Here is a 362-nt window from a genome sequence, read left to right on the forward strand (position 1 = left end):
AAGCACCTCACCGGTCAACTAGATACCGCGTCCATCGACAAGAGCGGAAAATTGGTCTACCTCAACGCGCCAGTGACGGGCGCTATCAATGGCGAATCCATCAGCATCTCATTGAAGCCCCAGGCCTTGCTCGCATCGTCCGTGCAACTTGCGGGCACGTTCAAAGGTGGTCTCCTGACGCTGCGCGGTGGTCCGACTGGCGACACAGTGACACTTCATCGCGCAAGCGACGACGAGTTTGCGAAGGGACGACAAGAGCTTGCCGAGCAGTCGCAGCGCCTACTGGCAGCCAAAGCAGACGCCGAACAGCGCGCTCAAGCTGCGCGTGAGGAAAAAGAGCAGCTTGATATGGTCCGCGACCT

At 59.1% G+C, this 362-nt stretch carries 1 protein-coding gene; it reads left to right on the top strand.

Translation table 11 applies throughout. The features are described 5' to 3' along the window. On the top strand, positions 1-362 hold a 362-nt coding region (locus tag GFB48_RS17220; protein ID WP_163938713.1), incomplete at both ends, for a hypothetical protein.

It is taken from the genome of Paraferrimonas sp. SM1919 (assembly GCF_010993985.1).
Taxonomy (GTDB): Bacteria; Pseudomonadota; Gammaproteobacteria; order Enterobacterales; family Shewanellaceae; genus SM1919.